Below are 25,519 nucleotides of genomic sequence, written 5' to 3' on the forward strand. Positions count from 1 at the left end.
TACCAAGAGAATCCATCCCTATGTCTGAACAACAAAAAATGCAGCGGCCACCAGCGGAAATTCAATACGCAGAACAACTTGCCCTGTTGGCAGAATTGGATAACCAGCCGCGCCCACCGGGCTGGGCACTTAGCCTGAATGCCGCTCGGCGCTTTATTCTGGGTGACGAAAAGTTAGGCATTGAGCGTAAAATTGTCGCCGACGTGGCCTCGATTGAGCGGATGCTGGTCACGCTGGCGACTGGCCGCGGCCTGATGTTGGTTGGTGAGCCGGGCACGGCCAAATCCATGCTGTCTGAACTGATGGCGACCGCCATCTCCGGCACCTCCAGCCTGACGATCCAGGGCGGGGCATCGATTACCGAAGATCAGATCAAGTATTCATGGAACTACGCCATGCTGATCAACGAAGGGCCTTCGCTGAAAGCGCTGGTTCCGGCACCGCTTTATCAGGGCATGCGCGACGGCAAAATCGTGCGTTTTGAAGAGATCACTCGTGCACCATTAGAGGTGCAGGACTGCCTGCTGGGTATGTTGTCCGATCGCGTGATGACCATCCCCGAGCTGAATGATGACCATAACCTGCTGTATGCGCAGGAAGGGTTCAACATTATCGGCACCGCCAACACCCGTGACCGCGGGGTGAACGAAATGAGTGCCGCACTGAAGCGTCGCTTTGATTTTGAAACCGTATTTCCGATCATGGATTTCCAACAGGAACTGGATTTGGTGGCTACGGCGTCCAACCGGCTGTTGGAAAAGAGCGCCATTCCTCACACCGTCCCCGTTGAGGTGCTAGAACTGCTGGTCACCACCTTCCGCGATCTGCGCGGCGGTGAGAAATCAACGGGTAAAGGCGGCGACAACGCCATGGATCGGTTAACCGCCGTGATGTCGACCGCCGAGGCGGTGAACGTGGCCCATGCGGTGGGGGTACGGGCATGGTTTCTTGAACAGCGTAGCGGTGAGCCTGCCGATCTGGTGGAGTGTATCGCTGGGACGGTGGTCAAAGACAATGCGGACGATCGGGCAAAACTCAGGCGCTATTTTGAGCAGAAGGTCGCGAAAAAGCCCGGTAACCACTGGCGGGCCTATTACCAAGCCAGACACCGTTTGCCTTAAAGGCGCTGCGTAATGAATCAATCACCGGAAATCATCGGTATCCGCCACCACAGCCCGGCCTGTGCCCGGCTGGTAGCGGCGAGAATTAACACGCTAAAACCGCGCTACGTGCTGATAGAAGGGCCGATGGACTTCAACTCCCGGCTTGATGAGCTGTTTTTGCCCCATCAGCTACCGCTGGCTATCTATAGCTATGGCGTGCCACAACAGCCTGGACAGAGCGTGCGCAGAGGTTCCTGGTCACCGTTTGCCGAGCATTCTCCTGAGTGGCAGGCGCTGCAGCAGGCACGAGCTATCAAGGCGGAAATACGCTTTATGGATCTGCCGGCCTGGCATGCTGCGTTTGCCGATATTGCCAACCGCTACGCCGATTTGGCCGATGCCGAACAGCAGCAACGGGCCGAGGATTTTGAACAAGCATTGAGCCTGGAACTGGGTATTCAGGGGCGCGATGCGCTTTGGGATCGGTTATTTGAAGATCGGTGCGATGTGCAGGAGCTGGAACAACGCCTAAGCCTCTATTTCGAACGGTTACGCGGAGAGGTTCCCGGCTCGCAAGGCAATCAGGCTCGTGAAGCCATGATGGCCCGCTGGATCCGCTGGGCTATGGATCAACAGGACGGGGCCGTGTTAGTGGTGTGTGGCGGCTATCGCGCCCCCGCCTTGATGAAGCTGTGGCAAAACCTCCCCAGTGAAGAGCATGAGCCTGAGCTGCCCGCTTTAAGCCAATGCTTTGACGATTGGCAAGGCGACGCGCAATACATCACTGGCTCTTATTTGGTGCCCTACAGCTATAAACGGCTGGATGCTTTCACCGGTTATGCTTCCGGTATGCCGTCACCGGCGTTCCAGCAGTGGGTGTGGGAATTTGGCCTGGAGCAGGCGGGGCTATACGCTTTCCAGCGCATACTTGAACGGCTGCGCAAGCTTAACCTACCGGCGTCTACCGCCGATATGGGCGCGGTGTATTTACGGGTTCAGGCACTTGCGCGGCTGCGGGGCCACCAGTTGCCGTTACGCAATGACTGGCTGGATGCCATGGCCGGTTCGCTGGTGAAAGAGGCGATGGATGTCCCGCTGCCGTGGACCTATCGCGGTCCTTTACGGCCAGGAACCGAACCCATTCTGGTGCAGATGATGGCGGTTTTAGCCGGGGAGTCGCACGGTAAACTTGCGGCCAATACGCCACGTCCGCCGCTGTTGATTTCGCTGGAGCTCGAATTGGCGCGGTTGGCGATTACGATCCCCTCGGAGGTCAAACTCGACCTGCTTAAACCTGAAGATCGCCAGCGCAGCAGAGCCTTGCATCAGTTAGCGATATTGGCGATCCCTGGCATTCATTGCCTGAAGGGGGTTGGGCAGGCCATGTCGGGCGAAATGAGCGAACACTGGCAGCTTCGAGCACCGCTTGAGCAGGTTGCAGCGCTGATTGAGGCAGCCTCCTACGGCGCTACGCTGGCCGATGCCGCACTGGCCAAGCTGGAAGAGGCCCTGCTGGATCTGCACGGTAGCCAGGGGATGGTGGTAGCGCTGGTTAAATTACTGAATCAGGCGGCATTGGCCGGGCTGGCGGATTTCAGCAGCCGGGTAGTAGAACAGCTTACTGTGGCGGTGAGCCAGGAAGGGAACTTTGAAGACCTGGGCCTGGCGCTGGAAGCCGCCCACACGCTCTATCGCCACGGTGAAAGCGTAGGTATGCAAGGATCAGCGATCTTGTTGTCGGTGATCCAGATAACTTTCGACCGCGCGCTATGGCTATGTGAAAGCTATGGCAGCGTGAACCCCGCCGACAGCCATCGGCACATTGTGGCATTTCAGGCGATCCGCTTGGTGACGCGGGATCTGCTCGCGCTGCCTGATGCCGACCGCAATACGTTATTTCCCGCGCTGGAAGCCGATCGCGCGCTCACCGTTTGGCAAAGAAAAGCCGCGTCTACCGATGCCGATCCGCTTAGCCGTGGTGCGGCATTGGGCGCATTACTCAGCCTGAATGACACCCAGCCTGATACCGCATCGCCGATCGCACAGCCGTTAGCGCTGCTGGCCACCCTGGCAGCCAATAAAATGGGCGATGCGCTCAGCGGATTGATTGCGTTGGCGCGCCATCAGTTGACCCAGGATTTAACCTTTGTTGATGGCCTGAACCAGTTGGTTACCGCACTGGATGACGAAGACTTCCTGCTGGCCTTGCCGGCGATGCGCGGTGCATTTGCCTGGCTGCCACCCAGGGAGCGCGGTGAGTTTGCCCGCCAGATACTGGAACTCCATCAGGCGAGTCATCTACCGGTATCGTCGTTAAATCGCGAAATTACTGCCGCAACGCCGCAGGAGATTGCGGCTATGCAACAGGCCGAAAAGCGGGCACTGGAAATCCTTGGCCAATGGGGGCTGGCGTAATGGCAAATCAATTAACTCCAGAATTACAGCGCTGGCGCTTGCTGTTAGGCGAAGCCGCCGAGGCCTCGTTGGGTGAATTAGACGCTCACTATCGCTCCGTCGATAGCGCACTTGAATGGCTGTATGGACGGGATCCGGAGCGTTTGGCTCGCGGTGAGCGCGGAGCCAGCCTGGGTAAATCCAACCTGACCACGCCTGAGTGGATTAATGAAATTCATCAGCTGTTCCCGAAAGAGGTGATTGAACGGCTGGAAGTGGACGCGGTTGAGCGCTACAGCATTGACGATGTGGTCACCAATCTTGACGTGCTGGAACGTATTGAACCCTCGGAAGCGTTACTGAAAGCGGTGTTACACACCAAACACTTGATGAACCCGCAGGTATTGGCCGCCGCACGCCGATTGGTGGCGGAAGTGGTTCGGCGGATCATGGAACGCCTGGCACGTGACGTGCGCCAGTCATTTTCCGGCAGCCGTGACCGCCGCAGCCCCTCGCAGGTCAAGGTGGCGCGCAACTTTGATTTTAAACGCACCGTTGGCAATAACCTGCACCGCTGGAGCCCACAGCACGGCAAGCTGTTTATCGAAAATCCGGCGTTTATGAGCCGGGTTAAACGCCATAGCGAACGTTGGGACATCATCCTGCTGGTAGACCAGAGTGGCTCGATGGTGGATTCGGTGATCCATGCCGCAGTGATGGCGGCCTGCCTGTGGAATTTGCCAGGCATGCAAACCCGGCTGGTCGCCTTTGATACCGCGGTGGTGGATTTGACCGCAGACGTCAGCGATCCGGTTGAACTGCTGATGAAGGTACAGCTAGGTGGCGGCACCGATATCGCCAAGGCGGTGGGCTATGCCCAGTCCTGCATCACCAATCCCCAGCGCACGATCGTGGTAGTGCTGAGTGATTTCTTCGAGGGCGGCAGCGAAAGCGAGCTGGTACGGCGGGTGCGTACCTGCATTCAGGCCGGAGCCAAAGTGTTGGGGCTGGCAGCGTTAGATCACCAGGCCAACCCACAATACGATCGTGACATGGCTAACCGGCTGGTCGCGGTCGGCGCACAAATTGGCGCCATGACGCCCGGCGAACTGGCGGCCTGGCTGGCTGAAAAGGTACAAGGATGACTCAACGTTCCGATTTACTCGAACTCACGCCGGAAGCCCTGATGGCGTTAAGCAACGCGGGTTTCGTTAAGCGCGCACAGAAAGAGGTCGCCGAAGGAAAACTGCCTGAACTGACAGAGCGTAACGATGGCTGTATTGATGCCAAGTTCAGCGACGGTAACCAAGTCACTTTTCCGCCAGGCAAAACCTTGCGGGATGCGGCCTGTAGCTGCCCGGCCAGCAGCATGTGCCGCCATCGGGTCACGCTGGTCCTGGCCTATCAGGCGTTACATGCCACTGGGGTGCCCCCAGAAGCTGACGATGCTCAGCCGCAAGAACCTGCACCGGCTTGGTCCCCGGCCAGATTTAGTGAACAGCTTGGCGATGTCCCGCTCTCGGTTATTAGCCGGGCTAAAAAGCTGATCCAGAGCAGCGTAGTGGTGCAATTGAGCAAAGGCAGCGGGGCGCAAGCCACTCCGTCAGCGCGTTTACCGATGTGTGACGTGCGATTTTTCTCACGCAGCAGCCTGGCTCATGCACGCTGTGACTGTATTCAGGAGACGATTTGCGAACATATTGTGATGGCGGTCTGGGGTTTTGAGCAGGCCGAACTCAGCCAGCCAGACTTTGAGCAGTTAACGCTGCAAATCAGTTTGCCTGACGGCGAACAGGCGCAGGCAAACGCCTTATTCGACCAATCAGAAGCAGTGTTATTACAAACGTCGTTGGATAAATTGCTGCTCAAGCTGTGGTCGGACGGCAGCAGCCAGCCTGAGACGGCCATCAACCCCCTGATGGCAGAAGTGAGTCGCCATGCCCAGCAGCTTCAGTGGCGCTGGATTAGCGAAAGCCTGGCGGATATTCAGCAAGGGATGGCCGATCAACATAATCGTTCAAGCCGCTATCATCCGGTCGAATTCTTGCAGCGCATCAGCGGGCTTTCCGCCCGGTTGGTCGCGGCCAGGTGCATGGACCAACAGGCGCAGCAGCAGACCTTACCACGCCTTCCGGCGGCTGAAATTCTTGGCCTGGGCGTCAAAGGTGAGATCCAGCTGGAACATCTGAAACTGGTTTCGCTCGGTGCGCGTTATTGGGCCGACGAGCAGCAGGAAGGGGTGGATCTGATCTACACCGACCCGGACTCCCAAGCGCTGATGGTTATCGAACGCCAGTGGCCTAGAAATAGCGATCCACAAGGCGTGGCGACGCCGATAGGCAGCCGCAGGATTGCCGGCCACCCGGTAAAAAAACTGGCGGCCTGCCAGGTGATCACCAATGCCGCCAAGCGCCGGGCAAACGGAGCGTTGGACATTGCTAGCGGTAAGCAATATACCAGCGTATTGCCGCTCTCTGCCCGTGCGTGGGAGCTGCTGGGGGAACCGCTCAGGCAGCCTGATGCGGCAGCGCTGAAGCGTCATCTCCAGCAGGCATTGCCGGATTTTGTACGCCCCAGACAGCCGATCGAGCAACTGCATATCTTACCGGTTAGCGAGGTGCTCGACTGGTGCTGGGACCCGGCCTTGCAGTGCTTGCAGCTTGAACTCTTAAGCGGAGAGGCGGGTGATGATAATTTGGTGACAGTGTCACTAAATTACGATAGTGCCGCCCCTCAGGCTATCGAGGTATTAGCCAGGGCAATGCTCACGCCAGCAACTCCGCCGCGGTTGATTTCAGGCAGGGTGAAGATCGCGTCAGGCAAACTGATTATCGAGCCGTTAGCCGTCGCCAGTGACGCCCAGATATTCTCGCTGTGTGCCGATGAGGCTGAGCCTTTCCCAATGGAGCGCCAGGCCGATCTGCAACAGCGCTCAGGCATGCAGCAAGCGTTGGCAGACACCGAAACGTTGCTGGCTCAGTGGTTACAGCAGGGGATCCGGCATCAAGGAGGGCGCGGGATTGAGCGGGTGGAAATGTTAGCCGAAGCGCTAAATGGCTATGGCCTGGTGCAGCTGTCTGCATGGTTAAACGAGTTACCCGAGCGTATTCGCTCCAATAACCACACGCAATTAGTCCCGCGGTTGATGACGATTTATCAAACGCTGCGCCTGGTGAAAGACCGGCAGAGTAATTGACTTTGACAGCGCCATGACAGTTCGACTAAGCTTGCCCCACTCATTTGGGGAGTAGCCTTCCTTCATCATGAAGGAGGATGTGTCAACATACTCAGCAACTTGCTGTGGCACATCCGTCGATCAGATTGGCGAGACCATAGGGGTAATATTTCTTTTGGATTGGACGAGGAATATTACACCATGGTTTGCTACGTCCAGTCGGTATTTCCATAATGACCCTTTTTTCTGCTTTAATTTCACATAACCTCAGCAAAAAAACCGCCCAAAAACCTGGCGAATTGAGGGCTAAAGGATGACGCTGTCATTTTTCCAGCTCGCAATATCTTTAATCATCATATTGATTGCCTCTGAGATTTTCACCAATGCTCTGGAACACCTTGGAGAAAGGTTGAAGATCTCTGAAGGGGTAACCGGTTCGCTTTTTGCCGCCATTGGCACCGCCTTACCTGAAACCATGGTGCCCATTTTGGCCCTGGTTGCCGGCACGTCGGCCGCTAATGTTAACGAAGAGATTGGCGTGGGGGCAATATTGGGCGCGCCGCTGATGTTGTCTACGCTGTCGGTCTTTTTGATGGCGCTGGCCGTGGTTAGACGGCGGGGCATTAACGGGTCAATCACCCCAGAGCCCACGGGGTTTATACGGGATACGCATTTCTTCCTGCTGGCTTTTGTGTTAGCCGCAATTGCCTTGTTCATTCCTGTGGAGATGAAAATAGCCAGAATGGGCGTCAGCGTGTTGTTGGTCTTGCTTTATGTCACCTATATTGTAAAAACCTTACACGCTTCGAAAAAATTAGTGGCTGAAGGCAATGGAACAGCGGCAGATAACGTCATGTTCTTATCCCGAGTGGGATTGCCCACCACGCTATTTACCATCATCCTGCAAACCTTAATGGGTTTGGGCGTATTGGTAGCAGGGGCTTTAGGTTTTATAGACGGTGTTGCCGCAGTATCGGAAAAGCTTGGCATTTCGGTGTTGTTGCTGTCATTGATTATCATTCCTATAGCTACCGAATTGCCAGAGAAGGTGAACAGCATTCTATGGATACGCAAAGGAAAGGATACTCTGGCATTAGGCAATATTACCGGCGCAATGGTTTTTCAAGGCACGATATTACCCGCCATCGGTATATTGTTGACGCCGTGGCAGCCCCGGCATGAAGTGTTGATCGGGGTGTTTATTACGCTTTCATCGGCATTTTGGCTGTGGATCAATGCCAGAAACAAAAAGCTGAAAGTGTGGATGTTATTTATTAATGGGGCTTTTTATTTCGCTTATATTATCGCCTCAATCTCATTTAGCGGCTAAAACAATAGAATAATTAACCCTCCTCAAATACGACTGCAGCGGCCATTGGAGCCGCTGCAGTCAGTGTGACTCTGCTCCAACTTGGTCGCTCATTGCCTGCCGTAAAAAATACTTGACCTTCCAAACGTGACAAGCCGGATAAAGGCAGCCTGCCAAACCTACTGTCGACAATCGTCGCGAAAGGTATACCGATGCAAGTCAAAGCTATAACCCTGCTCACTGCGGCGATAAGCGCCGCGTTCATTATCTCCGGATGCAAGGAGGCGGTGCCTTCCGGCGCAGCTGCCAAACCGCCTGGCGTTCCGGTGGCCGAAGTCGTCGTGCGCCCGATAACGCCTTTTGTGGAATTCACCGGATCGCTGACCGCGGTCAAGCGGGTTGAACTTCGCCCACGGGTCGCGGGCTATCTCCAGGAGGTCACGGTGCCCGAGGGGCGCTTGGTTAATCAAGGAGACCCGCTGTTTCTCATTGATCCTCGGGAGTTCGTAGCCGCAGTGAACGTTGCCAAAGCACGCCTACGCGAGGCTGAAGCGGCATCGCTACTCGCCAAGGCGGAATATACACGAGCCGAGAAACTGTTCGCGCAAAAGGTCGTCGCGCGAGCATTTCTTGATACCGCCACCACCGCAGTGAACGCAGGCAAAGCCCAGGTGGATGCCGCCAAAGCCGCGCTGGATGCCGCGCAACTGGATTTGAGTTTCACCCGCGTCACCGCCCCCATCAGCGGACGTGTTGGCCAAACCCTGGTCACTGAAGGTAACTATGTTGCCAGCGGTGTGACTCCGTTGACGACCATCGTCTCGATCAATCCGCTGCATGTCTATTTTGATGTCGACGAACGCACTTATTTACGTTCGCTAGCCGCTGACAGAACCAATAAAACCTCAGAGGCGGCCGAGGTAACCAAAGTCATGGTGGCGCTGATCGCCGACAAGACCTACTCGCGGCCCGGTCGTGTTGATTTCCTCGCCAACTCTGCCGATCGCAGTACCGGAACGGTGCGGGTACGTGCGGTGGTGGACAATCCTGATGGGCAATTAACCCCCGGTCTGTTCGCCAAAGTCAAATTGGAGACCGGCGCACCGCAGCCCAAGGTGCTGGTTTCTGACCTGTCGATTGGCACCGACCAGGGCAGCCGCTATGTGCTGGTCGTTGGCAAAGACGATACAACAGAATACCGGCCGGTCGAACTTGGCCCGATAGCCGATGGAATGCGGGTGATCGAACAAGGTCTGCAAGCGGGCGAGCGCATCGTCGTCAAGGGATTGGTTCGTCCAGGGATGCAGATTACGCCACAGTCCGCGGCGATTGACGGTACGCCTATTGCGCTGCCGCAAACCTCAGGAGGCGCGCAATGAGCTTTCCACGTTTCTTCATCGATCGGCCGATCTTTGCCATCGTGCTCTCGGTGCTGATGGTGTTGGCTGGCACCGTTGCCTTCTTCCAATTACCGCTCAGTGAGTATCCGGCCGTGACGCCGCCAACCGTGCAGGTAACCGCCTCTTATCCGGGCGCCAACCCCAAGGTGATCGCTGAAACGGTGGCCGCGCCGCTCGAACAGGCAATTACCGGGGTAGAGGGCATGTTGTACATGTCGTCGCAGTCGGCCACTGATGGCCGGATTATCCTGACCGTAACTTTCGCCCAGGGAACCAATGCCGATATGGCGCAGGTTCAGGTGCAAAACCGGGTCGCCCGTGCGTTGCCGCGTTTGCCTGAAGAAGTACAACGCCAGGGGGTGGTTACACAGAAAACCTCGCCAGACATTCTGATGGTGGTGCACCTGCTATCGCCAGATAAGCGTTACGATCCGTTGTATATCTCCAATTTCGCCTACCTGCAGGTGCGCGACGAGCTGTCCCGTATTCCGGGGATCAGCGACGTGCTGGTTTGGGGAGCGGGTGAATACAGCATGCGGCTGTGGCTCGATCCAAACCTGATCGCAGCACGGGGGCTGACGGCTGGCGACGTGATAGCCGCGGTACGTGAGCAGAACGTACAGGTGGCGGCGGGTTCGGTCGGACAGGCTCCTAACTCTACCGCCGCCTTCCAGGTGACGGTGAACACCCTCGGGCGGTTGACCGATGAAGAACAGTTCGGCGATATCATCATTCGCACCGGTATTGATGGCCAGGTGACACGCCTACGGGATGTCGCACGCATCGAGATGGGTGCAGATGCCTACGCTTTGCGCAGCCTGCTTGACGGTGAGCCCGCCGTGGCACTGCAAATCATTCAAAGTCCGGGAGCCAACGCGCTGGACGTTTCGCAGGCAGTGCGGGCCACCATGCAGCGGCTTGAAGGCAACTTTCCGGCCGGGCTCAGTTCACGCATCGCCTATGATCCGACGGTGTTTGTTCGGGCTTCACTGGAATCGGTAGCTACCACGCTGTTGGAGGCCATCTTCCTGGTGGTGATCGTGGTGGTGCTGTTCCTGCGCAACTGGCGGGCTTCGCTGATCCCGCTGATGGCCGTGCCGGTATCACTTATCGGTACCTTCGCCGTAATGCATCTGATGGGGTTCTCGCTCAACACCTTGTCGCTGTTTGGTTTGGTGCTATCGATTGGTATCGTAGTCGACGATGCGATCGTGGTGGTGGAAAACGTCGAGCGGCATATCGAAAATGGTGAAGATCCCCCGCAAGCCGCCAGGAAGGCGATGGACGAGGTCACCGGGCCGATTATCGCCATCACCTCGGTGCTCGCCGCGGTGTTTATCCCTACCGCCTTCCTCAGCGGTTTACAAGGCGAGTTTTATCAACAGTTTGCGCTCACTATTGCCATCTCGACCATTCTGTCGGCGGTGAATTCGCTCACGCTCAGCCCGGCGCTTGCCGGTCTCCTGTTGCGGCCACGTAAGGTGGGGATCACTCATGATCCTCGCAGCCTGCGTGGTCGTGTCGAACGGAGGTTTGAGCGGTTGGCCAAGCCTTTCCAACGCGCACCGGACGCCTATGGCAACACGGTCCGCAAGGTTGTGCGGGTCAGCGGCCTGGCTCTGGTGGTTTACGCTGGGCTGCTTGCGCTGACCTTCTTCGGCTTCAAGGCTGTACCGCCGGGCTTTGTCCCCATGCAGGATAAATATTATCTGGTTGGCATTGCCCAGCTTCCCAACTCCGCATCACTGGATCGCACCGAGGCCGTCGTTAAGCAGATGTCGAAGATCGCACTGGCGGAACCCGGTGTTGAAAGCGTTGTGGCATTCCCGGGGCTTTCAATCAACGGTTTTGTTAACGTGCCAAATGCCGCCGTGATGTTCGTGATGCTCGACCCATTCAAAGATCGCACCACGGACGACCTCAGTGCGATGGCAATCGCCGGGCGTTTACAGGCCAAATTCGCCAGCATCCCCGACGGTTTCCTTGGCGTATTTCCGCCACCACCGGTGCCAGGACTGGGTGCTACTGGCGGTTTCAAAATGCAGGTTGAAGATCGCGGTGGTGCCGGGCTGGATGCGCTGGTTCAGCAAACTCAGCTCCTGATGCAGAAAGCCAGCGGTACGGGGCAGGTGGCCGGGCTGCTCACCAGCCTTGACGTCAATGCACCGCAGCTCGACGTCAGTATCGACCGCACCCAGGCGATGAGCCAAGGCGTTCGTCTGGCGGACGTTTTTGAGGCACTCCAGGTGTATCTCGGCTCGCTGTATGTCAACGACTTCAACCGCTTCGGCCGCACCTACAAAGTCACGGCTCAGGCCGATGCAGATCACCGCATGCAAGCTGAAGCCATTGGTCGGCTGCAAGTGCGCAATGCGGCCGGGGAAATGCTGCCGCTGTCAGCGTTTGTCACCGTTACGCCAAGTTCCGGCCCGGATCGTGTGATGCATTATAACGGTTACCCCTCGGCGGATATCTCCGGCGGTGCTATGCCGGGCGTCAGTTCCGGACAGGCGGTGGCGCTGATGGAGCAACTGGCGCAGGAGGTGCTACCTGAAGGCATGAGCTTCGAATGGACCGATCTCACCTATCAACAAAAGCTGGCCGGAGACTCGGCGCTGTTTATCTTCCCACTCTGTGTGCTGCTCGCTTATCTGATCCTCGCCGCGCAGTACAACAGCTGGCTGCTGCCCCTGGCGGTATTGCTGATCGTACCGATGTGTCTGCTGAGTGCGATCGTGGGTATCTGGTTGGTGGGGGGAGACAACAACGTGTTCGTTCAGATTGGGCTGATCGTGTTGGTGGGACTGGCTGCCAAGAACGCCATTCTTATCGTTGAGTTTGCACGCAGCCTCGAAGCCAAAGGCTCGAGCGCACTTGAGGCGGTTATCGAGGCTTGTCGACTGCGGTTACGGCCGATCCTGATGACCTCGCTGGCCTTTATTGCTGGCGTGGTTCCGCTGGTGTTGGCCAGTGGCGCAGGGGCGGAAATGCGCCACTCCATGGGCATTGCGGTGTTTGCGGGCATGATCGGCGTGACGCTGTTTGGCTTGTTCCTGACTCCGGTCTTTTATGTGGTGATGCGTGGTCTTGCCGCCCGCGTCGAGCATTATCGCTCAGCATCAAAACAACGCATCAAGGGGAGCCAGCCATGAGAGATCGCTATCAAACTGTGCTGCTTCCTCTGAGTGCGCTGTTCTTGCTGGCCGGATGCTCGGCGGTGGGTCCTGACTATGCACCACCCTCGTCGCCGCTGCCAACCAACTTTGGTGAGCCAACTGCCGGGCTCGGCTCTGGGGCCGTCGAGGTTGAGTGGTGGCGTACTTTCGACGATCCGGCGCTAACGGCCTTGATCCAGCAGGCATTGGCAGCGAACCATGATATTGGCATCGCGGCCATGCGGCTGGAAGAGGCCAAGGCCATGCTGCGGGAAGATCGCCAGAGCTTCCTGCCCAGCGGCGGCCCCGCGCTTAGCTATGAGAACCGCCGTTGGGGTGAAGTGGAAATTTCACCCGACCAGCCGCGGCAACGCGAAAGCTATCGCGGAGCCATCGATGCCGCTTGGGAACTCGATCTGTTTGGGCGCGTGCGGCGTTCGGTGGAGGCTGCGCAGGCGCAAGCTGGCTCCCGCGAGGCGTTACTGCGTGAAGTGCAGGTGAGCGTCATTGCTACGGTGGCCGCTACCTGGTTCGAATTGCGCGGTCTCGAGGCCGAAATTGCCGTTGTAACCGACATCAGCCAGAGCCAGCGTGAAAGCCTGAAGCTGGTTGAACAGCAGGTCAACGCCGGTTCAGCCAGCGAGTTTGACCGACTGCGTGCCGAGGCGCTGTTACGTAATGTTGAAGTGGCCATGCCTGAGTTGGAACGCCGTCGGGCGGCAAGCATCAACGTATTGGCCATCCTTCTCGGCACAGTACCTCAGTCGTTCAGGCCGCCAGCAATTGTGCCGTTGGATGATTCGTTGGCTGTGCGAACCATCGCCGTGGGCGATCCCGTATCGCTCCTCTCGCGGCGTGCCGACATCGTGGCGGCGGAACGGGACCTTGCTGCGGCTACCGCCCAGATTGGCGTCGAGACGGCTGCGCTCTATCCCGAGATCCAGGTGCAGGGATCGCTCGGCTTTGTAGCAGGGAATCTTGATGCGTTGAACGGTGCCGAGGCGCTTTCAGGCTTTATCTTGCCGGTGATTCGCTGGTCGCTGCTGGATATTGGCCGCACGCGCGCCCGGATCGCCGCCAGTGAAGCCCGCAGCAAACAGGCCTTGATCGGCTATGACCAGGCCGTGTTGCGCGCCTTGCAGGAAACGGATAATGCCTTTAAAGCCTATGGCGCTGCGGGCAGCACGCTTGAGCTACGCCTGCTGGAGTCTGCAGCGAATCGCGAAGCAGCGCGTCTGCTCCAAGTGCGATTTGCCGAAGGTGACGGTCTCTATCTGGAGGTGCTCGATGCCGAACGAGCTCACTTTGCCAGCCAGCGCGCGCTGGTCGTCGCACGGACTAACCAGCAGCTTGCCATTGTCAGCATCTATAAGGCGTTGGGCGGCGGTTGGGAAGTCTGTACTCAGACGGAGCGCAATTGTAATGGGGCCAGCGGTATAGCCAATGCCCCCCTACAGAACTGATTGCTAACAGGCCTTGACCTTCCCCTGGTGGGAAGGTTTAAGCTTTTTGTTACCGAAACTTCCCAGGAGTAGAGCCATGGCTTCCGTTTCCCTCCCATCAGGTTCCAATCAAGCGGCTCGTCTGAGCCTGCCGGTCGAAGGAATGACCTGTGCATCGTGCGTTGGCCGTGTTGAGCGCGCACTAAAAGCCGTTCCCGGCGTGCAAACGGCCACGGTCAATCTTGCCACCGAGCGGGCAGATGTTACCTTCAGCGGCGTGGCCGATCCACAAGCGGCCGTTAGTGCTATCGAGAGCGCCGGTTACGCTGTACGAGAAGAGACCACTGAACTGGCGATCGAAGAGATGACCTGCGCATCCTGCGTCGGAAGAGTTGAGAAGGCGTTGACGCAACTTCCAGGCGTCCTCTCAGCCAGCGTCAACCTGGCGACCGAGCGTGCGCGGGTACGGCACCTCGCCGGGGTTGTCTCCACCGCTGACCTTGAGGCGGCGGTTGTGCAGGCGGGTTACAAGGCCCGTCGTTTGTCTGCTGAAACGGAGAATGTAAACGATCAGGATACCGAACGCCGCGAGAATGAAGCGCGTGGCTTGCGCCGCTCTTTGCTGATTGCGGGCATTCTCACTTTGCCGGTCTTTATCCTTGAGATGGGCTCGCACCTTATTCCTCCGATGCACCATTGGGTACAGGGCGTTTTGGGTGAACAGACGAGCTGGTATATACAGTTTGTACTCGCCACCCTGGTGTTGTTCGGCCCGGGCCTGCGCTTTTTCCGTAAAGGTATCCCGGCGTTGCTGCGTGGGGCTCCCGATATGAACTCGCTGGTGTCGGTGGGTACGGCAGCGGCGTACGGCTATTCGGTGGTGGCGACATTCATTCCCGAGGTACTGCCTAAGGGAACCGCTAACGTCTACTTCGAAGCCGCCGCCGTCATCGTGACCTTGATCCTGCTTGGGCGCACGTTGGAGGCTCGCGCCAAGGGGCGAACGTCGCAGGCCATCAAACGGCTGGTCGGGCTTCAGGCCAAGACCGCGCGCGTTGAACGCAACGGCGATACCGTTGAGATCCCGCTTGATCAGGTGACCACCGGTGACGTGGTGTTCGTTCGTCCAGGGGAGAAGATCCCAGTCGATGGCGAGGTCGTCGAGGGGGCATCTTATGTGGATGAGAGCATGATCACCGGTGAACCTTTACCCGTATCGAAGGGCGTAGGCGCTGCCGTTGTGGGGGGCACCATCAACAAGACCGGTGCTTTCAGCTTCCACGTCACCAAGGTCGGGGTCAATACGGTGCTGGCGCAGATCATCCGCCTGGTTGAGGAAGCGCAGGGCTCCAAGCTGCCGATCCAGGCGCTGGTCGATAAGGTGACCATGTGGTTCGTACCGGCAGTGATGGCTGCCGCCGCGCTGACCTTCCTGGTCTGGCTGATCTTTGGCCCGGAACCGGCGCTGACCTTTGCGTTGGTGAATGCAGTTGCGGTACTGATTATCGCTTGCCCGTGCGCCATGGGGCTGGCTACGCCGACATCAATTATGGTCGGTACCGGGCGTGCAGCTGAACTTGGCGTGTTGTTCCGCAAGGGGGAAGCTTTGCAGGCGCTGCGTGACGTGAGCGTTATCGCCCTCGACAAGACCGGCACCTTGACCAAAGGACGCCCAGAACTCACCGATCTCGTTCCTGCTAAAGGTTTTGAGTACAGCGAAGTGCTGGCTCTGGTGGCGGCGGTTGAAACCCGCTCTGAGCACCCGATCGCCGAAGCGATTGTGTTGGCCGCCAAACAGCAAGGCATCACGCTGGCTCCCGTTGAAGGCTTCGACGCCGTGCCGGGCTTTGGCGTAACGGCCAAGGTTGATGGCAGGGTGGTCTCAGTCGGTGCGGATCGGTTCATGACGCAGCTTGGTCTTGATGTGGTGAGCTTCAAATCTGCCGCCCAACGCCTGGGCGAACAGGGTAAGAGCCCGCTCTATGCCGCTATCGACGGTCGTTTAGCGGCGGTGATTGCGGTTGCCGATCCGATCAAGGAAACCACGCCAGAGGCTATTAAGGCGCTGCACGCGCTGGGCCTCAAAGTGGCGATGATCACCGGCGACAATGCGGCAACGGCGGCAGCGATCGCCAAACAGCTCGGTATTGATGAAGTTGCGGCAGAGGTGTTGCCCGATGGCAAGGTTGCTGCGCTGAAAAAGTTCCGGGTCAACGGGGCGCGAGTGGCCTTCGTGGGGGACGGAATCAACGATGCCCCGGCGTTGGCGGAAGCGGACGTTGGGCTGGCTATCGGTACCGGTACGGATGTGGCTATCGAGGCGGCCGACGTGGTGCTGATGTCTGGCGACCTGCGCGGGGTGCCGAACGCTATCGCGCTTAGCCAGGCGACGATCCGCAACATCAAACAGAACCTGTTCTGGGCCTTTGCCTACAACGCGGTGCTGATCCCGGTGGCGGCGGGCGCGCTTTATCCGTTGAACGGCACCTTGCTTTCGCCGATCTTCGCGGCGGCGGCGATGGCGCTCTCCAGCGTCTTTGTACTCGGCAACGCGCTGCGCCTGAAGCGCTTCCAGGCTCCGATGACGGTTGAGTCCTCCAGCAGAACGGCGGAAAGCGGGGCGGAGATTATCCCCGTTACCGCAAGTAAATGACCGATGTCGGGCCATGGTGACATCCCTCACCCTAACCCTCTCCCACAGGGAGAGGGGACCGACCGTGCTACAACTGGATTCAAGTGTTCACCTTAGCTCCGAAGCTTCGAGGCTGTGTAAGTTGGTCTCCACACCTGACTGCAGCTCCGTATCAGCTCCCTCTCCTTGGGGAGAGGGTTGGGGTGAGGGAGACCAGCGAGCTTAACCAGTAACAATGACGCTAATCCACAGTTTCAGTGCTATCCCTCTGAAGGAGATAATGATGAATATTGGTCAAGCAGCCAAATCCTCCGGCGTTTCAGCCAAAATGATCCGTTACTACGAACAGATCGGTTTGATCCCCAAGGCCATACGCTCGGATGCGGGCTACCGCCATTACAGCGCTTCGGACGTACATAGCCTGCGCTTTATCCGCCGCTCACGCGACCTTGGGTTTTCTGTTGAGCAGATCTCGGCGCTGTTGGTGCTGTGGAACGACCGGGACCGCGCCAGTGCCGACGTCAAAGAAATGGCGCTTTCCCACGTCGCGCGGCTAAAAGCCAAGATTGCCGAACTGCAGGCGATGGCAGAAACCCTCGAGTTCCTGGCCGACCACTGCCACGGTAATGACCGCCCAGACTGCCCGATCCTGGCTGATTTAGCCGAGCCAACCGCAGTAACGACAGTGCCAAATAAGGCACCAAAGTTCGGTGTTGCGTCAGGTGTGCTGAAACGCGGGGAAAAGGGGTTTGCCGTTGTAGCGAAAGAGAAAATTTTGCAGAAAAACCTTTGACCTTGCCACGCTGGCAAACCTCATAGTGATCTGACACCAACCCGATGGAGATCAATATGCATCATTTCACTGTTCCCAATATGACCTGCGGCGGCTGCGCCAAATCCGTCACCAAGGCGCTACTGGGCGTTGACCCACAGGCCCGTATCGAAACCAATCCGGCTGCGGGCGAGGTAAAGGTCGACAGCACTTTGGCAGCAAGCGAGTTACTTGCGGTACTTGGCAAAGCGGGTTACCCGGCCCGACATATCTGAACAGCAAAGGAGAACCTGATATGAAACCTGTCAAAATGGCCATCGCCGCACTCGCGTTGGCAACGCTTTCTTTCTCTGTCATGGCGGCCACGCTGGTTGACGTTGCACCTGCCAATCAGCAGAAAATCGGCGTGATTAGCGCCTGTTCAAGCAGCAACAGCCTGAGCAGCCTCCAGCGTGAACTGGAGAATAAGGCTAAGGCAGCCGGGGCAAGTGCCTATCGCATTATCGGCGCTTCCGGCAACAATCGTATGTGTGGTACGGCCGAGATTTACCACTGATTGTTGTCCCAAGAGAAGCCGCTAGATGCGGCTTCTCTATCCTGCCTTTTTATTCCACGGCGACTACTCGGCACTACTTTCTTATAGTTAACACGCTTTCTAACGCACCGCTTTGTAAAAACCGGCTCGTCACTGGTGTCACAACCACACTGCGGTTGACGGGTAGGATCTTGATCCCTTCCCCCAGAAATACGGGAATGGTTGTGATGTATAATTGGTCTAACTCCCCAGCATCGGCGAAAAATGCCGCGGCCTTACCCCCTCCAACGACCCAAACATCCTTACCTTTTGCCGCCAGTTTTGCATGCCTGGCGATATCATTAGCATTCCCACTCACTTTACTTATGCCTGTAACTTGCGGTATTGCCAGATCCTGGCTTGTCAAAATGAACGCTGGAACATCTTTATAAGGCCAGTCGCCATGGGCATTTTCCATTATCCAGCTGTAGGTTTTGCCTCCCATAATCACCGCGCCAATACTCTGGTAGAAGTCATCATAGGGTGTAGCATCATCGCCTAAAATAAAATTTGTCAGCCAGTCAAGCTCATGATCCTGGGTGGCAATATAGCCATCCATAGATGCTGCAACATAATAAATTAACTTCGACATTCTATATCCTTAATTTGCTAAGCGGGCGCAACATGCAGCGCCCCTACGTTTTGTAGCCTGTTGGGTGTTGTCAGCAGTCTTGCTACTTGCGCTTCTTCGGCGAACTTCACCACTTTTTCATTAGGCGTATTAGGATGCAGGCAGGGCTGGATTCTGGGCAACCTCTTGCCTCAACGCCTCAAATGGGCACTGGCTGAATAAGTTGAGGATCTCTACCGGGGTCAAAGGGCTGAGTGCCAGCGAACGGTTAAACTGGAACAGGCTGCTGGCAGTGTCGTACAAATTCGTTTCAGAAGCCGGAAATTCAGCATAGCCAAAGGTGCGGAACGGCGGCGTTTTATCGCGCACTTGAGGACACCTATCCGCGAGTTGTTCCACCCAACGAGAAAAGATCGGCCAATCTATGATGTTATCTTCCGCCAGTGCTGCCATACCGGCAAAGCACTCCTCGGTAAACACGTAGGGATGCTGCGCCAGCTTTTGCCATACGAGTCGGGCGCCTGTGCTCGGATTTGGATTAAGGAAAAACTGCCGGTTATGAGCCAGCCTGCTCAGGACAAACAGGTCCATCGATTGGCTAAGCTGGGTCAATACATGGCTGGAAATGGCGCGTTCCGCCAGCTCACCTCTAACCCAGACATTGGCGTCGTCCAGTAGCTCCATCATCAACGCTTCATCTTCATGATAGCGAGAAACCAGCCGGCACCTAACCAAATGAGAAGGATCTTTGGTCAGTGACTGCAACAGGGTTTGAGAGGGATTAACCAGCCGGAAAATCATATTTTCACGTACGGTTTCATCCGGATGATGGAGAGCAATATTTGCCCAGCACGCTGGCCAACCTGGGTTGTTATCCAGCTTATCGAGGATCGGGCCAATCGGATCCATAAAATAGTCGGAGTAAACTTTGCCCTCAGCACAGTCTTGATCCTCTATCGATGCCATAGGCCGGCTGACAAGCCCCTCAATCAGCGCAGAAAAGCCTGAGGTTAACGCCTCCCATGCCAAAGTTTCGCTGGCATACTCCCAAGGCTGCCAACGCCAGACCAACTCTGGCCATATCATGCAGGGGACAATAAATGGCTGCTTGCTTTGCTGCGCCACCTGGATTTTCAGTTCCAGCGAAAGCGCAGGCAGCATATCAAGCAAGGTCTGCGTGGTGGTGTCCTTCGAGTTAGCGACGGCTTTTAAAAAACGATCCGGGAACGCCGCCCAGCCGTGTTCAATCAGCAGGGCCGAAAAATCAGGCGCATTGAGGAGCTTACTGACGGTGTTACTGCGGGCTTGGCTTAAGTCTGAGATGTCCATGGATCGCTGCTTTTGATTATTCCTTCAGTGGGGGAATACTATCCGATTCGCGGTACGCTGGATAGGCTGCACCAGCCGCGTGAAGATGACTAAACTGAATGCTAGGTTACATTGTGCCTGGAGAACTTTGATGGATGCCTCGTTACAGATTGACCAACTTATCGCAGCGCTGACCGACTGGCGTGGGAAGACCTTGGCGGAGATCCGTAAGTGCATTGTTGCGGCTGACTCGGAAATCATTGAGGAATGGAAGTGGAGAGGGAGCCCGGTGTGGTCACATCACGGCATTATCGCGGTTGCTAACGCCCATAAAGCCAAGGTAAAGCTGACCTTTTACCACGGCGCCAGCCTGGTAGATGCCGATAAGCTGTTTAACGCTGGCCTGGATGGTAACGCGTGGCGGGCGATTGATTTCTTTGCAGAGGATACGGTGGATTCAAAAGCCTTAACGGCTCTGGTGCAGGAGGCGGTTGAGTTTAATCTGCGTAAGAAGGTGAGGTAACAAATTCGTGATGCCATTGAGGCAAAAGACATTCATTGTGTAGCCAAAACGCCGCGGAATTGATTTTTATCAACAGTATAAAGAATGTACTACTGTTAATAGATGTTATCAGTGATAGAAGAAGCTTGGCATGGATAAACCCTCGTTCTCCCGTTTGATGGCCGTGTGCCTGCTGGGCATTACCGGGCCGATCGTTACTGAGAGAAAAGCGTACAGGGGAACTACGTGGTATCTGCCAAGGGGAGTGGGCTCTCAAAAAATCACCACGCATATTAAAAGAGGTCATTTAAATGCTCAATAAGTCAGTGGCTATTGTATGTTTGTTAACAGTGGTGCCCGCATGTGTCGCAGGTGAAATAAATTTATACTCAATTAACACCGGCTCCTTTGTGTATCATACGATAAACAATGAGGGACAATACACGGAGAACTTTGATAACAAATTTTTCTCCGTAGAACGAAAGTTTTCTGAGGATTCAAAATATAGTATTTTAGTTGGCACAATGAAAAATAGTTTCAATGACCGCTGTATCGCACTGGGTCTGAGAAGAGACTGGATGTCTAATGACTCTGGATGGGTTTTTAAGGGTGTTTATGGGTATGTTGGTGAGTTCTTCTTTGATGCCTTCAGTCAATGTGGTAATGATGGTTCATATAAAAAGTTCAAGGATACTACCGGCGTGGGTTTCTCTCCCTATATCTATCATGCAGTTCAATACAATTTTACCAGCTACTTTGGGGTGGAAAGTGGTATTATTCTTCCCTCGATATTTGTCGTTAGCGCCCAATGGAGTTTCAGATAGTCGCACCATCAGAAAGGGGTAACTTCGTGACCATACGTATCAGGCTCACTGTCGCAATAACATTGCTTACTGTGACACTGCCCGTATTAGCTAAAATACCAGAAAACTTTGTCTATACCAGCTCCGGCGATCTCGAAGCGGCGTCAACCATTATGGCGCGTAGCGACATTGGCGGTGCGCAGATCGTTTACAATTGGCGCTCACTCGAGCCTGAGAAGGACAAATACAACTTTTCGCAGATTGAGCAGGATCTGACTCGTCTCAAAGCAAACAAGAAAAAACTTTTCATCCAGATCCAGGATCGGTTTTTCGAACAGAATGCCCGATACGTTCCTGATTATCTGATGAATGATGCCAGGTACGGTGGTGGGATATCGCCACAATTTGACAATCCTGGCGAAGGAAAGCCGGTTGGCTCGGGGTGGGTGGCACAGCAGTGGGATCCTGCTGTGCGCCAACGTTATCAAGCTTTGTTGGCAGCGCTTGCAGAGCGTTTCGATGGCCGAGTCTATGGTGTGAACCTACCCGAAACAGCCATTGATCTTGACGAGAAAAAGCTACCCAAGGGATTTACCTGCGATAACTATTTCGCAGGCGAAATGGAAAACCTCACCTTTGCGCGCAAGGTGTTCACCAAATCACATGTGGTGCAATATGTAAATTTCTGGCCGTGCGAATGGAACAACGACCACAATTACATGGGGCGACTGTTTGAGTTCGCAAGTGCCAATAATATTGGGCTCGGCGGCCCAGATATTGTTCCCAACCGCAAGGCGCAAATGAAGAACTCCTATCCGTTCTTCAACAAATACAAAAGTAAGCTAGCACTGGTTGCCATGGCTGTGCAGGAGCCGACCTTGACCTACAGGAACCCCAATACGGGCAAGTCATTTAGCAAGGACGAGTTTGTACAATTCGCAGAAGACTATCTCGGTGCAGATATCATTTTCTGGAGCACGACGTCTCCCTGGTTGGCGAAGAAATAGGCATCAGTCGCCTAAGAAAAGAAAGCGTCACGGGGTAATCATGGGGCCGGTCACGGCCCGTTATATTTTCCCCTAGAGGCTGAACACTCTGGCGGGGCACCAGATGATCAAGACCTTAAACGAGTAGGTCGATAGCTTTCAGGAATTTCCAGGTTTTTACCGATGGTTAGCTCTTCGCTCACCATCCTTCCAACAGTTGCCGCACAGGTTACGCCAGGGTGCATGACCGCCACATAAATACCCGTTATATCATCAATAACCCCCATGACAGGATGTCCATCCTGCGGTACAGGTCGTTGTCCTACCGACTGCCTGAGAAGATAGGCCGATGCCGTTCCTTGTAGCCTGTTTTTTATCGCCGTGAGGGTTTCAGACGCCACTGCTTCAGTATCACCCGTAACCGGATAATCCTCGGCAGCCAGGAGATCCCCGTTAAATGCATGGCGAACTTCAATGTCATCGCCAGATATTAGGGTATTAACAATGTGTTTTGTCACGCGGTAACGCAGAAGAATGGCTGGCGAAGCCACGATCGGGAGCGAAATCCCTATCATGCTCAGCAACGAAGTTATACCCGTCCCGCAGGCCAGAATCACAAAATCCGCGTTTAATATGCCTTCCGCTGTCTCGATGCCAGTTATTCTATTTCCCTCTTGCATGAATCCGGTGACGAGCGTCTGTGTTTTCAACTCCGCACCAAGACGGCAGGCCTTATTCAGCAGGGCTCGGGTGGCCTCTGTCGGATCTATTGCGCCATCCTGAACGGCATAATGCGCCCGTGAAGGTGGGGCATTCATCGCTGGCTCCAGCCGGGATATATCAGACTGCTGAAGCATTTTCGACTCATCTTGTTCGCAAGGCGAATCGGCCCCGTAACTTAGCGCACCAACCCAACGTATACAAAGTTCCGGAATTTCTTTTTCTAACCTGTGCCAGTCTTCCGCCGACGCTCGGCGAAGAAGTGCATCTGGGGCATCGTCACTCACAGTGGTGTGGATCCAGCCAAAAGCGCTGCCGGTGGCACCAGAAGCTGGATGCGCTTGGTCAATAACGGTCACTTTTATTCCGCGGCTGGCCAAATGATAAGCGATTGAGGTCCCTATAATCCCCGCGCCCACAATAATCATACTTTTTGTAGTGGAACACATACCGTTTCCTCGCATAAAAGGGCCCAGGCATTAGCAAAATCCGCCGTAACCCCTCGGCATCAGTTTTGTGGCCATTCCTGCTTCAGCAACGCATAAATCAGCTCATCGCCCCATTGGCCATCAAAGCGGTCATTCTGTCGCAAATGTGCCTCTTTACGCATGCCCAAGCGTTCGACCACGCCGATAGAGCCGCGATTCGCTGCATCAAGTCGGGCAAAAATGCGGTGGAAACCCACGTCAGTGAAGCCGCGTTCCAGTACCGAACGTACCGCTTCTGCCGCATAGCCTTTACCGGCATAAACCGGGTTGAAGATATAACCGATTTCACCTTGCAGCGCCGCGCTGCTGGCCAGCTTCAGTAACACTTCACCAATGAGTTCGCCGCTCTCTTTCAATGTGACGGCACAATAAAAAGTGTCACCATCCTCACTGAAACGTGAGGTTACGGCCTTTGCCAATCGAGTTTCCATTTGCGCCAGCTCTGGCGGTGGAGCATATAAGTAGCGGTAGACTTCAGGCAGGCGATGGTAAGCCGCATAGGCGTGGAGATCGTCAGGTGTAAAACGGCGTAGCAGCAGGCGCTCGGTGAAGAATGGCAGGGTAATCGAATGCAAGAAATTATCCTTTTCTAATGTGTTGTTATGGTGAAGGGGCTGTTATTACCAATGACCCGTTAACGTTCCAGCATAGAAAGAATATGATTTTTGGTTAGCGGGGCCAGTTGCAACGGCTGGTTGCCAGAAGGTTCAAACCATATCACTTCTTCGATTTCTGCAGCGGGGAGAAAGTGGGTCTCTTCAGTGCTGACTCTAAACATGTCAGCAATCAGCATATATCCAGGCTCATTGGCTGCAAGATCCGTAAAGCGCCCAAGAGGGACCATCTCATCAGGGTTGAAGGAGGCATTCAGTTCCTCTTGCAGTTCACGTGCAAGTGCCACCTCTGGCCGCTCACCAGATTCGATTTTTCCACCCGGCTGCATAAACCACTTCGTGTTGCGCTTTCTGACCAAAAGGACCCGGCCAGCCCGATCGGTGATGATGGCTGCAGCTATATGAATTTGCTTACTCTCTGACATTCTGAATCCCGTTGTTTGGTATAAAAGCACCCCGCGTGAAGGCATCAAATGTACCAGAGTGGGGAGGGTGATTCCTAGCTGGGATATCTTCCCTAATCAGGTAAAGTAGAGCCTATGACTTGTGCTACGCTCTGGTTTTACGAAATCTAGAAGTGGAACTACATGATGACGAAACCTACAGCCAGCTTTCAGTCCAGTTCGTTTGTGATTGCAGTTCGCGATCTCAAAAAAAATGCTGCTTATTTTTGCGATGTCCTGGGATTTGACTTGGCATGGCCGGAGGGCATGGGCTGGCAACTCGCCACTAGGGGATGCGTGCGTATCATGTTAGGCCATTCACCGGATGCAATGCCACCCTCTGACACCGGCGATCACAACTATTTTGCTTATCTGTATGTCGATGATGCTAAGACACTTTATGAAGAGTTTGTCAGCAAGGGGGCGATCATAATGGCTCCACCCGTTGATAAACCGCATGGTATGCGTGAATTTACCGTAGGGACTCCCGAGGGGCATAGAATGGTGGTTGGCCAGGCTCTCGATTAGCGTGCAAGACGTACAGATCATTGATACTCGAATGAGACCCCAGTCATAGTATTTAAGAACCGGCAAAGGTCATCACCAGCATCCTCAATCGTATGAAAACGAACAGAGTCTACACACCCGGATTTACTCTCATTAAGACGGGCAATGAATGGCGGTGTTGGATCTTGTCCTGTAAGACTTCTGAATCTGGTAGCGTCAACACGCCAGCGATACATTGCTCCGTATCGTTGAACCCCTCTAATGCCTGTGCGGGTATTTTTTGTCGTTTTAATAGAAATTGGCATTCTGAGTTACCTAAGTTAAATGACCCTGAGATTGCATAGTCTTTATACAGCTAACCAGGTGAGTTTACAGCAAACGGCTGAATGGTAAAGGAATCTCTACTGCTTAACTAACCGTCATTTTGGCTGCTATGATTTATGGTCACTGCCAACGTCAGCTCCTCGCTCATAGCTGCCCGTCAACGCCTTTCGGTTTAAAAAACAGGCTTAACGTGGGATGTTTAATGAGATGGTCACTCCCTCCTTCCCGGTACTATGCTGAGGACAGGCTTTCATTCGGAGAACCATCATGGAAAATATTGCGCTTATTGGTATCGAT

21 protein-coding genes and 1 riboswitch are annotated in these 25,519 nt (G+C 55.3%); of the genes, 16 read left to right on the top strand and 5 right to left on the bottom strand.

Features of this window, described 5'->3' with window-relative positions; all coding sequences use genetic code 11:
* Positions 1-20 precede the first annotated feature (20 nt).
* From A6U95_RS14325 to A6U95_RS14380, 12 genes are all read left to right on the top strand, one after another.
* Positions 21-1,121, top strand: coding sequence for an AAA family ATPase (locus tag A6U95_RS14325; protein WP_065684927.1), 1,101 nt, complete (start codon positions 21-23; stop codon positions 1,119-1,121).
* Positions 1,122-1,133: 12 nt separating this feature from the next.
* A complete protein-coding gene (locus tag A6U95_RS14330) occupies positions 1,134-3,518 on the top strand; it encodes a DUF5682 family protein (protein WP_065684928.1) in 2,385 nt (794 codons plus the stop codon).
* Entirely contained in the window at positions 3,518-4,642 is a 1,125-nt protein-coding gene (locus A6U95_RS14335; RefSeq protein ID WP_065684945.1) for a VWA domain-containing protein, read from the top strand. Before A6U95_RS14330 ends, A6U95_RS14335 begins: the two co-directional genes overlap by 1 nt.
* Positions 4,639-6,693 (top strand): SWIM zinc finger family protein, encoded by a 2,055-nt coding sequence (locus tag A6U95_RS14340; protein ID WP_065684929.1) that lies wholly within the window; start codon positions 4,639-4,641, stop codon positions 6,691-6,693. Before A6U95_RS14335 ends, A6U95_RS14340 begins: the two co-directional genes overlap by 4 nt.
* Positions 6,694-6,726: 33 nt before the next feature.
* Positions 6,727-6,823, top strand: a riboswitch (yybP-ykoY riboswitch).
* A 162-nt stretch (positions 6,824-6,985) separates the two neighbouring features.
* Positions 6,986-8,002 carry a sodium:calcium antiporter gene (locus A6U95_RS14345; RefSeq protein WP_083196373.1) on the top strand — a complete coding sequence of 339 codons (1,017 nt, stop codon included), beginning with the start codon at positions 6,986-6,988 and terminating at the stop codon, positions 8,000-8,002.
* A 191-nt stretch (positions 8,003-8,193) separates the two neighbouring features.
* A complete protein-coding gene (locus A6U95_RS14350; protein ID WP_065684930.1) occupies positions 8,194-9,360 on the top strand; it encodes an efflux RND transporter periplasmic adaptor subunit in 1,167 nt (388 codons plus the stop codon).
* A complete protein-coding gene (locus tag A6U95_RS14355; protein WP_065684931.1) occupies positions 9,357-12,533 on the top strand; it encodes an efflux RND transporter permease subunit in 3,177 nt (1,058 codons plus the stop codon). The genes A6U95_RS14350 and A6U95_RS14355 overlap by 4 nt, the downstream gene beginning before the upstream one ends.
* Positions 12,530-13,999: a TolC family protein gene (locus A6U95_RS14360; protein WP_065684932.1), complete on the top strand. Its 1,470-nt coding sequence runs from the start codon at positions 12,530-12,532 to the stop codon at positions 13,997-13,999. Before A6U95_RS14355 ends, A6U95_RS14360 begins: the two co-directional genes overlap by 4 nt.
* A gap of 76 nt (positions 14,000-14,075) precedes the next feature.
* Positions 14,076-16,631, top strand: coding sequence for a heavy metal translocating P-type ATPase (locus tag A6U95_RS14365; protein WP_065684933.1), 2,556 nt, complete (start codon positions 14,076-14,078; stop codon positions 16,629-16,631).
* Positions 16,632-16,893: 262 nt separating this feature from the next.
* A complete protein-coding gene (gene cueR, locus A6U95_RS14370) occupies positions 16,894-17,403 on the top strand; it encodes a Cu(I)-responsive transcriptional regulator (RefSeq protein ID WP_083196374.1) in 510 nt (169 codons plus the stop codon).
* Between the two features lie 56 nt (positions 17,404-17,459).
* On the top strand, positions 17,460-17,657 hold the full coding sequence (locus A6U95_RS14375) for a heavy-metal-associated domain-containing protein (RefSeq protein WP_065684934.1): 198 nt from the start codon (positions 17,460-17,462) through the stop codon (positions 17,655-17,657).
* A gap of 20 nt (positions 17,658-17,677) precedes the next feature.
* A complete protein-coding gene (locus A6U95_RS14380; protein WP_024486783.1) occupies positions 17,678-17,938 on the top strand; it encodes a YdgH/BhsA/McbA-like domain containing protein in 261 nt (86 codons plus the stop codon).
* 73 nt (positions 17,939-18,011) lie between these two features.
* Here the strand turns inward: A6U95_RS14380 and A6U95_RS14385 are convergent, their stop codons facing one another.
* Together A6U95_RS14385 and A6U95_RS14390 are read right to left on the bottom strand one after the other, a co-directional pair.
* The gene (locus tag A6U95_RS14385; protein ID WP_065684935.1) at positions 18,012-18,548 is read right to left on the bottom strand and encodes a dihydrofolate reductase family protein; all 537 of its coding nucleotides are present in this window, start codon (positions 18,546-18,548) and stop codon (positions 18,012-18,014) included.
* Positions 18,549-18,677: 129 nt separating this feature from the next.
* Positions 18,678-19,856 carry a hypothetical protein gene (locus A6U95_RS14390; protein ID WP_065684936.1) on the bottom strand — a complete coding sequence of 393 codons (1,179 nt, stop codon included), beginning with the start codon at positions 19,854-19,856 and terminating at the stop codon, positions 18,678-18,680.
* Positions 19,857-19,986: 130 nt separating this feature from the next.
* On the opposite strand from A6U95_RS14390, the gene A6U95_RS14395 reads away from it, so the two are divergent.
* The 3 genes from A6U95_RS14395 (at position 19,987) to A6U95_RS14405 (ending at position 22,147) form a co-directional block, all read left to right on the top strand.
* On the top strand, positions 19,987-20,358 hold the full coding sequence (locus A6U95_RS14395; RefSeq protein WP_065684937.1) for a DUF1801 domain-containing protein: 372 nt from the start codon (positions 19,987-19,989) through the stop codon (positions 20,356-20,358).
* Positions 20,359-20,648: 290 nt separating this feature from the next.
* The gene (locus tag A6U95_RS14400; RefSeq protein ID WP_065684938.1) at positions 20,649-21,161 is read left to right on the top strand and encodes a hypothetical protein; all 513 of its coding nucleotides are present in this window, start codon (positions 20,649-20,651) and stop codon (positions 21,159-21,161) included.
* A 26-nt stretch (positions 21,162-21,187) separates the two neighbouring features.
* On the top strand, positions 21,188-22,147 hold the full coding sequence (locus A6U95_RS14405) for a hypothetical protein (RefSeq protein WP_139102371.1): 960 nt from the start codon (positions 21,188-21,190) through the stop codon (positions 22,145-22,147).
* A gap of 107 nt (positions 22,148-22,254) precedes the next feature.
* On the opposite strand, the gene A6U95_RS14410 is transcribed toward A6U95_RS14405, so the two are convergent.
* From A6U95_RS14410 to A6U95_RS14420, 3 genes are read right to left on the bottom strand one after another with little or no spacing between them, the layout of a single operon-like run.
* Positions 22,255-23,295 (bottom strand): FAD-dependent oxidoreductase, encoded by a 1,041-nt coding sequence (locus A6U95_RS14410; RefSeq protein WP_065684940.1) that lies wholly within the window; start codon positions 23,293-23,295, stop codon positions 22,255-22,257.
* Between the two features lie 59 nt (positions 23,296-23,354).
* The gene (locus A6U95_RS14415) at positions 23,355-23,909 is read right to left on the bottom strand and encodes a GNAT family protein (RefSeq protein WP_065684941.1); all 555 of its coding nucleotides are present in this window, start codon (positions 23,907-23,909) and stop codon (positions 23,355-23,357) included.
* A 59-nt stretch (positions 23,910-23,968) separates the two neighbouring features.
* On the bottom strand, positions 23,969-24,373 hold the full coding sequence (locus tag A6U95_RS14420; protein WP_065684942.1) for an NUDIX domain-containing protein: 405 nt from the start codon (positions 24,371-24,373) through the stop codon (positions 23,969-23,971).
* Positions 24,374-24,535: 162 nt separating this feature from the next.
* Between A6U95_RS14420 and A6U95_RS14425 the strand changes: the two genes are divergently transcribed.
* On the top strand, positions 24,536-24,919 hold the full coding sequence (locus tag A6U95_RS14425; RefSeq protein WP_139102372.1) for a VOC family protein: 384 nt from the start codon (positions 24,536-24,538) through the stop codon (positions 24,917-24,919).
* Positions 24,920-25,519 lie beyond the last annotated feature (600 nt).

It is taken from the genome of Serratia sp. 14-2641, from assembly GCF_001692375.1.
In the GTDB taxonomy this organism is placed as follows: domain Bacteria; phylum Pseudomonadota; class Gammaproteobacteria; order Enterobacterales; family Enterobacteriaceae; genus Chania; species Chania fonticola_C.

Coding starts and splice junctions, on each gene's coding strand:
- A6U95_RS14325 (WP_065684927.1), top strand. CDS start 21: ATGTCTGAACAACAAAAAATGCAGCGGCCACCAGCGGAAATTCAATAC.
- A6U95_RS14330 (WP_065684928.1), top strand. CDS start 1,134: ATGAATCAATCACCGGAAATCATCGGTATCCGCCACCACAGCCCGGCC.
- A6U95_RS14335 (WP_065684945.1), top strand. CDS start 3,518: ATGGCAAATCAATTAACTCCAGAATTACAGCGCTGGCGCTTGCTGTTA.
- A6U95_RS14340 (WP_065684929.1), top strand. CDS start 4,639: ATGACTCAACGTTCCGATTTACTCGAACTCACGCCGGAAGCCCTGATG.
- A6U95_RS14345 (WP_083196373.1), top strand. CDS start 6,986: ATGACGCTGTCATTTTTCCAGCTCGCAATATCTTTAATCATCATATTG.
- A6U95_RS14350 (WP_065684930.1), top strand. CDS start 8,194: ATGCAAGTCAAAGCTATAACCCTGCTCACTGCGGCGATAAGCGCCGCG.
- A6U95_RS14355 (WP_065684931.1), top strand. CDS start 9,357: ATGAGCTTTCCACGTTTCTTCATCGATCGGCCGATCTTTGCCATCGTG.
- A6U95_RS14360 (WP_065684932.1), top strand. CDS start 12,530: ATGAGAGATCGCTATCAAACTGTGCTGCTTCCTCTGAGTGCGCTGTTC.
- A6U95_RS14365 (WP_065684933.1), top strand. CDS start 14,076: ATGGCTTCCGTTTCCCTCCCATCAGGTTCCAATCAAGCGGCTCGTCTG.
- cueR (WP_083196374.1), top strand. CDS start 16,894: ATGAATATTGGTCAAGCAGCCAAATCCTCCGGCGTTTCAGCCAAAATG.
- A6U95_RS14375 (WP_065684934.1), top strand. CDS start 17,460: ATGCATCATTTCACTGTTCCCAATATGACCTGCGGCGGCTGCGCCAAA.
- A6U95_RS14380 (WP_024486783.1), top strand. CDS start 17,678: ATGAAACCTGTCAAAATGGCCATCGCCGCACTCGCGTTGGCAACGCTT.
- A6U95_RS14385 (WP_065684935.1), bottom strand. CDS start 18,548: ATGTCGAAGTTAATTTATTATGTTGCAGCATCTATGGATGGCTATATT.
- A6U95_RS14390 (WP_065684936.1), bottom strand. CDS start 19,856: ATGGACATCTCAGACTTAAGCCAAGCCCGCAGTAACACCGTCAGTAAG.
- A6U95_RS14395 (WP_065684937.1), top strand. CDS start 19,987: ATGGATGCCTCGTTACAGATTGACCAACTTATCGCAGCGCTGACCGAC.
- A6U95_RS14400 (WP_065684938.1), top strand. CDS start 20,649: ATGCTCAATAAGTCAGTGGCTATTGTATGTTTGTTAACAGTGGTGCCC.
- A6U95_RS14410 (WP_065684940.1), bottom strand. CDS start 23,295: ATGTGTTCCACTACAAAAAGTATGATTATTGTGGGCGCGGGGATTATA.
- A6U95_RS14420 (WP_065684942.1), bottom strand. CDS start 24,373: ATGTCAGAGAGTAAGCAAATTCATATAGCTGCAGCCATCATCACCGAT.
- A6U95_RS14425 (WP_139102372.1), top strand. CDS start 24,536: ATGATGACGAAACCTACAGCCAGCTTTCAGTCCAGTTCGTTTGTGATT.